The sequence below is a fragment of the Dysosmobacter sp. HCP28S3_G4 genome (assembly GCF_052065175.1).
Lineage (GTDB): Bacteria > Bacillota > Clostridia > Oscillospirales > Oscillospiraceae > Oscillibacter.
In genome coordinates this window covers 43,706-51,877 of record NZ_JBQHUP010000014.1, presented here as the reverse complement: position 1 = coordinate 51,877, position 8,172 = coordinate 43,706, and the positions used below count along the sequence as shown (strand labels likewise).

General features: G+C 61.8%; 6 protein-coding genes. All 6 read right to left on the bottom strand.

Features of this window, described 5'->3' with window-relative positions; genetic code table 11:
* Positions 1-335: 335 nt before the first annotated feature.
* Complete coding sequence (locus ACTNBU_RS05270) at positions 336-2,249, bottom strand: NAD(+) synthase (protein WP_441031525.1); 1,914 nt, start codon at positions 2,247-2,249, stop codon at positions 336-338.
* 331 nt (positions 2,250-2,580) lie between these two features.
* Complete coding sequence (locus ACTNBU_RS05265; protein ID WP_441031523.1) at positions 2,581-2,709, bottom strand: hypothetical protein; 129 nt, start codon at positions 2,707-2,709, stop codon at positions 2,581-2,583.
* 91 nt (positions 2,710-2,800) lie between these two features.
* The gene (rnhA, locus tag ACTNBU_RS05260; RefSeq protein WP_441031521.1) at positions 2,801-3,238 is read right to left on the bottom strand and encodes a ribonuclease HI; all 438 of its coding nucleotides are present in this window, start codon (positions 3,236-3,238) and stop codon (positions 2,801-2,803) included.
* Between the two features lie 70 nt (positions 3,239-3,308).
* Positions 3,309-5,813 (bottom strand): DNA gyrase subunit A, encoded by a 2,505-nt coding sequence (gene gyrA, locus ACTNBU_RS05255; RefSeq protein ID WP_441031519.1) that lies wholly within the window; start codon positions 5,811-5,813, stop codon positions 3,309-3,311.
* Between the two features lie 35 nt (positions 5,814-5,848).
* Positions 5,849-7,798, bottom strand: coding sequence for a DNA topoisomerase (ATP-hydrolyzing) subunit B (gene gyrB, locus ACTNBU_RS05250; RefSeq protein WP_441031517.1), 1,950 nt, complete (start codon positions 7,796-7,798; stop codon positions 5,849-5,851).
* A 100-nt stretch (positions 7,799-7,898) separates the two neighbouring features.
* Entirely contained in the window at positions 7,899-8,165 is a 267-nt protein-coding gene (remB, locus tag ACTNBU_RS05245; protein ID WP_441031515.1) for an extracellular matrix regulator RemB, read from the bottom strand.
* Positions 8,166-8,172 lie beyond the last annotated feature (7 nt).

Here is an 8,172-nt window from a genome sequence, read left to right as displayed (position 1 = left end):
CAAGCTCCATATCCCTCGCCCCGGCTTTCCGCCGGGGCTCACTCATTCCGCTGCAGCTCCTCTCCCCACCGGACCCGCTTCGCTGGGCTCCGGCGGGGGCCCCGGAATGGCAGCTGGCTCCTCTGATCCAGGTTACTCCAGCGTCTCCACTTCTGCCTGCCACAGACTGGCTTTCGCGTCGCTGGGCATCCGCCTCGTCGCTGCAAGCTCCATATCCCTCGCCCCGGCTTTCCGCCGGGGCTCACTCATTCCGCTGCAGCTCCTCTCCCCACCGGACCCGCTTCGCTGGGCTCCGGCGGGGGCCCCGGAATGGCGACTGGCTCCTCTGATCCAGGTTACTCCAGCGTCTCCACTTCTGCCTGCCACAGACTGGCTTTCGCGTCGCTGGGCATCCGCCAGTCGCCGCGGGGGGAGAAGGCCACGGAACCTACCTTGGGGCCGTCGGGGAGGCAGTTCCGCTTGAACTGCTGGGAGAAGAACCGGCGGTAGAAGGTCTTCAGCCACTTCAGGATCACATCCCGGCTGTAGGTATCGCCCAGGGCGTACTCCGCCAGACGGAATACCTTCCGGGGACCGAAGCCCCACCGGACGATATAATACAGGAAGAAGTCGTGGAGCTCATAGGGACCCACCAGGTCCTCCGTCTTCTGGCTGATCTCTCCCTGCACGGCGGGCAACAGCTCCGGAGAGACAGGCGTGTCCAGAATGTCCTCCAGCACGTCCTTCAGCTCCTCGTCCTTCTTGGCGTTGTCCCGGGCCAGATATGCCACCAGATGCCGCACCAGCGTCTTGGGGATGGAGGTATTGACGGCGTACATGCTCATGTGGTCGCCGTTGTAGGTGCACCAGCCCAGCGCCAGCTCCGAGAGATCGCCGGTGCCGATGACGATGCCGCCGGTCTGGTTGGCAATGTCCATCAGCACCTGGGTCCGCTCCCGGGCCTGTCCGTTTTCAAAGGTGACGGAGTGGTCCTCCATGTCGTGGCCGATGTCCTTGAAATGACTGCGGACCGTATTGGAGATGTTCACGGTGCGCAGGGTAGCGCCCATGCGCTCCGCCAGGATGACGGCGTTGTTCTTCGTCCGGTCGGTGGTGCCGAAGCAGGGCATGGTGACGGCCACGATGTCTGTCATGGGCCGGTCCAGCATCTTCATGGCAAGGCCTGTGATCAGCACCGCCAGCGTGGAGTCCAGTCCGCCGGAGAGTCCCACCACGGCGGTCTTGGCGCCGGTGTGCTCCAGCCGCTGCTTCAGGCCCAGGGAGGCGATGAGCAGGATCTCCCGGCAGCGGGCATCCCGGTCCTCCCGGCCCTCGGGCACAAAGGGCTGGGGCGCCACGTAGCGGGTCAGCTTGGTCTTGGAGACGGTGAGGGAGAAGGGGACTGCCAGCAGGCGCTGTCCCTCCGCGAACACCTGGGTCCGGCGGCGCTCATAGGCCAGGCGCTGCACGTCAAGCTCCGAGATCAGCAGCCCGCCGTCGAACCGGTTCTCCGCCAGCAGCGTGCCGTTTTCCGCGATCATCTGATGGGCGCCGAACACCACGTCGGAAGTGGACTCGCCCTCTCCGGCGCTGGTGTACACGTAGCCGCACAGCAGCTTGGCGGACTGCATGGTCACCAGCTGGCGGCGGTAGCTGTCCTTTCCGATGAGGTCGTTGCTGGCCGACAGATTGCCGATGACGGTGGCCCCCGCCTGGGCCAGCCGGACGGAGGGGGAGTCCGGCGCCCACAGGTCCTCGCAAACCTCAAAGCCCAGCACCAGGTCCGGGATCTCCCGGCAGGAGAACAGGATCTCCGTTGTAAAGGGGATGGTCTCCTGTCCGCACAGTGTTACCGTGCCCGGCGTCTGGGGTGCCGGAGCGAACTGGCGCTTCTCGTAGAATTCCCCGTAGTTGGGGATATGGGTCTTGGGCACCACGCCCAGGATCTTTCCCTTCTGGATAACAGCGGCGCAATTATACAGCTTCTGGTCCACGCGCACCGGCAGGCCCACCGCCGTCACCACCTCCAGATTCCGGGTGGCCTCCAGTACCGTGGCCAGCGCCTCCTCAGCGCCCCGCAGCAGGGATTCCTGATAGAACAGGTCGCCGCAGGTATAGCCGGTGAGTCCCAGCTCCGGCAGCACCAGCACCTTGACGCCGGCCTTCTCCGCCTGACGCATCATGGTAAAGGTCTGTTCCGCGTTGTAATGGCAGTCCGCCAGACGCAGCTTCGGTGTGCCGCAGGCCACAGAAATAAAACCGTCTTTCATGGTAAACATCTCCATTCGGCATAGTTTCCTGTCTATATTTTATACCGCCGGACCCTGTTTGACAAGGCTGGCAAAAAATAAAACGCACTGCTTCGATGACAGGGGCGAACACAAGAAACGCCGCCCGACGGGCGGCGTTTCTTGTGTGTGTTTTAGGAGGGAGAAAATTCAGCATCGGGCTGGGAGGACCCTTTGCTTGATTATTAAAATACCCCAAAATTGTGGCCGATTCATGATGGGAATGTAAACGAATTGTGAACATTTTTTCGCATTTCGTCGAAAGTAAATGCGCAATCGTTTTCCACAAAAGTGGATGATATTGTGGAAAACTTCACTTGTACTTTTGGCTCTCCGCCACCGCCAGCTGGTCGAAGCGGTTGTTGTACTCGTTCTCCGCCTGGTTTCCCCACAGGACTTTTGTCCTGCGGAGGCCCCGGATATAGTCTGACCGGGTAGGCAAAGCCCGCCCGGTCCAAGATTTTGCTGTGCAAAATGCCTGACGCTGCTTCACAGCGGCGCCGCTCTGCGGCTTAAAAGGCCACGCAGTCCGCTTATTTGTACTTCTGTCTCTCCGCCACTGCCAGCTGGTCGCAGCGGTTGTTGTACTCGTTCTCCGCGTGGCCTTTTACCCAATGGTAGTGCAGTGTGTGGATCTCCTCCAGCTCCAGCAATCGGCCCCACAGATCCGGATTCAGCGCCGGTTTCTTGTCGGACTTGACCCAGCCCCGGGCCCGCCAGCCCTTTGCCCAGCCCTTGGAAAGTCCGTCGATGACATACTTGGAGTCGGACCACAGCTCCACCACGCAGGGCTCCTTCAGCATGGACAGCGCCTCGATGACGGCGGTCAGCTCCATGCGGTTGTTGGTGGTATTGGCCTCTCCGCCGGACAGCTCCTTTTTGTGAGGGCCGTACATCAGGATGGCGCCCCATCCCCCGGGCCCTGGATTGCCGGAACAGGCCCCGTCGGTGTAAATGGTGACTTGTTTCATGCATTCTCCTTTGAAAAGACGGGAGCGGCGGACCGCCGCTCCCGCTGGTCGTCATATTCTTCCGGCGGATTTATACCTCCGGCTCCGCGCCGGTGTCCGTCTCCTGAGACTCGTCCCGGTCCGCCAGCGCCATGGAAATGACCCTGTCGCCCTCTTCCTTGAACCGCATGACGATGACGCCCTGGGTGGCCCGGTTGGCGGTCATTTTGATGTTTTCCACAGGGGTGCGGATCAGGATGCCGCTCTGGGTCACCAGCAGCAGGTCCTCGGACCCGTCCACCACCTTGACGCCCACCACGGGGCCGGTCTTCTCCGTGACCATATAGTTCTTGATGCCGATGCCGCCCCGATTGGTGATGCGGTACTCCTCCACGGGGGTCCGCTTGCCGTAGCCCTTCTCCGTGATAGACAGCACCTGATGCTCCGGCTTGGCCCGGGCGGCCCCTACCACGTAGTCGCCCTCCCGGAGACGGATGCCCCGGACGCCCACGGCCTCACGGCCCATGGGACGGACATCGTTCTCGTCGAAGCACACCGCCATGCCATCGTGGGTGGCGATGAGAATATGCTGGTTTCCGTCCGTCTCCCGGACGGTGATGAGCTGGTCGCCCTCGTCCATCCGCAGTGCCCGGATGCCGTTGTTCCGCAGATTCTTCAGGGTGTTGGCGGGCAGGCGCTTCACCGTGCCCTGCTTCGTCACCATGAACAGGAACCGGCCGTCATCCTCAATGGACCGGGTGTGGATCATGGTCTGGACCCGTTCGCCCTGCTCCACCTGGAGGATGTTGACGATGTTGGTGCCTTTGGCGGTCTTGCCGGACTCCGGGATCTGATAGCCCTTCTTCCGGTAGACCTTGCCGGTGTCGGTGAAAAACAGGATATAGTCGTGGGTGGAGGCGGTGAACACGTCCACCACGTAGTCCTCCTCCCGGGTGGTGATGCCCTTCTTGCCCATGCCGCCCTTGGACTGGGCGCTGTACTCGCTGACGGGGGTGCGCTTGATGTAGCCCGCCTGGGTCAAGGTGAAGACGCACTGCTCCTCCTCGATGAGGTCCTCGATGTCGATTTCGTCCTCCACGTCCTGGATCTCTGTTTTCCGCTCGTCGCCGTACTTTTCCCGGATGGCCGTCAGCTCCTCCTTCAGGACGGCGCGGATCATCTCATCGGAGGCCAGCAGCTTCTGGAAGTAGGCGATGCGGTCCTCCAGCTCCTTATACTCGTTCTCCAGCTTCTCCCGGTCCAGGCCCTGGAGGGCTTTCAGACGCATGTCCAGAATGGCCTGGGCCTGAATGTCATCCAGTCCGAAGCGGGACATCAGGTTTTCCTTGGCATTGTCGTAGCTGGTGCGGATAATGCGGATGACCTCGTCGATGTTGTCCTGGGCGATGAGCAGGCCCTCCAGCAGATGGGCCCGCTCCTGGGCCTTCTTCAGGTCGTACTTCGTCCGCCGGACGATGATCTCCTCCTGGAAGGCCAGATACTCGTCGATGATGTGCCGCAGGGACAGGATCTTCGGCTGGGTCTGATTCTGGACCAGAGCCAGCATATTGATGGCAAAGCTGGTCTGCAGCTGGGTCTGAGCGAACAGGCGGTTCAGCACCACCTGGGGATTGGCGTCCTTCTTCAGTTCGATGACGATGCGCATACCGTTGCGGTCCGTCTCGTCCCGGATGTCGCTGATGCCCTCCAGGCGCTTGTCCTCCACCTGATCGGCCATGCTCTTGATGAGCATCCGCTTGTTGACCTGGTAGGGGATCTCCGTCACCACGATGCGGACGCGGTCCTTGCCGAAGTCCTCAAACTCCGTCCGGGCCCGGACCACGATCTTGCCCCGGCCGGTGGCGTAGGCCGCCCGGATGCCGCTGCGGCCCATGATGATGCCTTTGGTGGGGAAGTCGGGACCCTTGACGTACTGCATCAGGTCCGCCAGGGTGGCGTTGGGATCGTCCAGCACATGGATGCAGGCGTCGATGACCTCCCCCAGATTGTGGGGTGGGATGTTGGTGGCCATGCCGACGGCGATGCCGCTGGAGCCGTTCACCAGCAGGTTGGGGAACCGGCAGGGAAGAACACGGGGCTCCTTTCGGGTCTCGTCGAAGTTGGGGTCCCAGTCCACCGTCTCCTTATCGATGTCCCGCAGCAGCTCGTCGGAGATTTTGGACATGCGGGCCTCGGTGTACCGGTAGGCCGCGGGGGGATCGCCATCCACGGAGCCGAAGTTGCCGTGGCCGTCCACCAGGGGATAGCGCATGGAGAAGTCCTGGGCCAGACGGACCAGGGCGTCGTAGACGGAGGCGTCGCCGTGGGGGTGGTACCGGCCCAGCACGTCGCCCACGCAGGTGGCGGACTTTTTGAAGGGCCGGTCAGAGGTCAGGTTGTCCTCGTACATGGCGTAGAGGATGCGCCGGTGGACGGGCTTCAGGCCGTCCCGCACATCCGGCAGGGCCCGGCCCACGATGACGCTCATGGCGTATTCAATATAGGATTTCTCCATCTCCGGCACCAGAGGAGAGTTGACGATCTTCTGGTCCGGATACCGGATCTCCTCGGGGTCGTATTGGGGTTTTTTAGACATTGGTAGTTTTCCTCCTCTTTAGAGGTCGATTTTTGTCAGTAATCCAGGTTCACGGCGTACTTGGCATTCTTCTCGATGAACGCTTTTCGCGGCTCCACCTTTTCGCCCATGAGGACGGTGAAGGTGGCGTCGGCGGCCACGGCGTCGTCCAGAGTGATGCGCCGCAGAGTCCGTTTCTCCGGGTCCATGGTGGTCTCCCACAGCTCGTGGGGGTTCATCTCGCCCAGGCCCTTGAACCGGCTGATGTCGATCTTCACATTGGGATTGCCGCCCCGCATCTCCGCGGACACGGCGTCCCGCTCCTCGTCGGAGAAGGCCACGCGGGTGGTCTTGCCCCGGGTCAGCTTGTACAGCGGCGGCACGGCGGAGTAGACGTAGCCGTGCTCGATGAGGGGCCGCATATACCGGAAGAAGAAGGTCAGCAGCAGCGTGCGGATATGGGCGCCGTCCACATCGGCATCGGCCATGATGATGATCTTGTGATACCGGAGCTTGTTGACGTCGAAGTCCTCACCCAGACCGGCGCCCAGCGCCGTGATGACAGGCTGGAGCTTGTCGTTGCCGTAGACCTTTTCCTCCCGGACCTTCTCCACGTTCAGCATCTTGCCCCACAGCGGCAGGATGGCCTGGAACCGGGAGTCCCGGCCCTGGGTGGCGGAGCCACCTGCGGAGTCGCCCTCGACGATATAGATCTCCGTCAGCTCCGGATTGTTCTCGTTGCAGTCCCGCAGCTTGTCCGGCATGGCGGCTCCGCCCAGAGCCGTCTTCCGGCGGATGTTCTCTCGGGCCTTCCGTGCGGCCTCTCTGGCCCGGTTGGCCATCAGGGCCTTGTCCAGGATCATCCGGCCCACCTGGGGATTCTCCTCCAGGAAGATTTCCAGCTTGCTGGACACGATGTTGTTCACCAGCGTCCGGATCTCGCTGTTGCCCAGCTTGGTCTTGGTCTGGCCCTCGAACTGGGCGTCCGTCAACTTCACGGAGATGACAGCGGTGAGACCCTCCCGGCAGTCGTCGCCGGAGACCTTTTCGTCGTCCTTCAGCATTTTGATTTTGTGGCCGTAGGCGTTCAGTACGCTGGTGAGAGCCCGCTTGAAGCCCTCCTCATGCATGCCGCCCTCCGGAGTGTGGACGTTATTGGCGAAGGAGAGGATGGTCTCGTTATAGCTGGAGTTGTACTGCAAGGCCACCTCCGCCACAGAGTCGTCCTTCACGCCCCGCATGTAGATGACCTGTTCATGAAGGGGGTCCTTGTTGGTGTTCAGCCAGGTGACGAACTCGTTGATGCCGCCGGCATAGCACATTTCGTCCTCCTGCTCCTGACCGGGACGGTGGTCCTGGATACGGATCTTCAATCCCGCGTTCAGGAACGCCTCCTCCCGCATCCGGGTATGGAGGGTATCGTAGCTGTAGACCGTATCCTCAAACATCTCCGGGTCCGGCTTGAAGGTGACGGTGGTACCGGTGCGGTCCGTGGTGCCGACGATCTTCATCTCCTGGGTGATGTTGCCCCGGGCGAAGCGCATCTCATAGATGTTCCCGTCCTTATGGACCTGCACCACCAGCCACTCGGACAATGCGTTCACCACGCTGGCTCCCACGCCGTGGAGGCCGCCGGAGACCTTGTAGCCGCCTCCGCCGAATTTTCCGCCGGCGTGAAGCACGGTGTACACCACCTCCAGGGCAGGGCGGCCCGTCTGGGCCTGGATGTCCACAGGGATGCCGCGGCCGTTGTCGGTGACGGTAATGGTGTCCTCCTCGTTGATCTCCACCGTGATCTCCGTGCAGTAGCCCGCCAGGGCCTCGTCGATGGAGTTGTCCACGATCTCATACACCAGATGGTGGAGACCTGAGACGGAGGTGGAACCAATATACATTCCGGGACGCTTGCGGACGGCCTCCAGGCCCTCCAGGACCTGAATTTCCGACGCGTCGTATTCGTTCTCCGCGTCCACGGCGGTTGGATTCCGATTTTCGATTTCTGCCATGAAAGTACTCCTTTCCGGTTCCGGGGCAAAGAGAGCCGGGCCTGAACCAGTTCCGGCCCGCTTCTCCCTGCCCTAAAACAGTTGAAATGCCGATTTCTCTTTACAATTCCAGCTTCCGGCTCTCCGCCCGCTTCTGGAGCGTGGCCGTGTTCAGCTGGGACAGATACACGATCTGGGGATGGTAGGGATGGTCGCACACCACGAAGGACTTGGGAATGTCGCCGGAGATATCCAGCACCACGCCCTCTTTCTCGGCGGCGGCCAGATACTCCCGGGTGCGCTTGCCGTAGCTGCATTTGTCCAGATCAAAGATGCCGATGATCCGCCGGTCCGGCACGATCTCGTTTTGGCCCAGGTGCAGGTACATGAGCGAT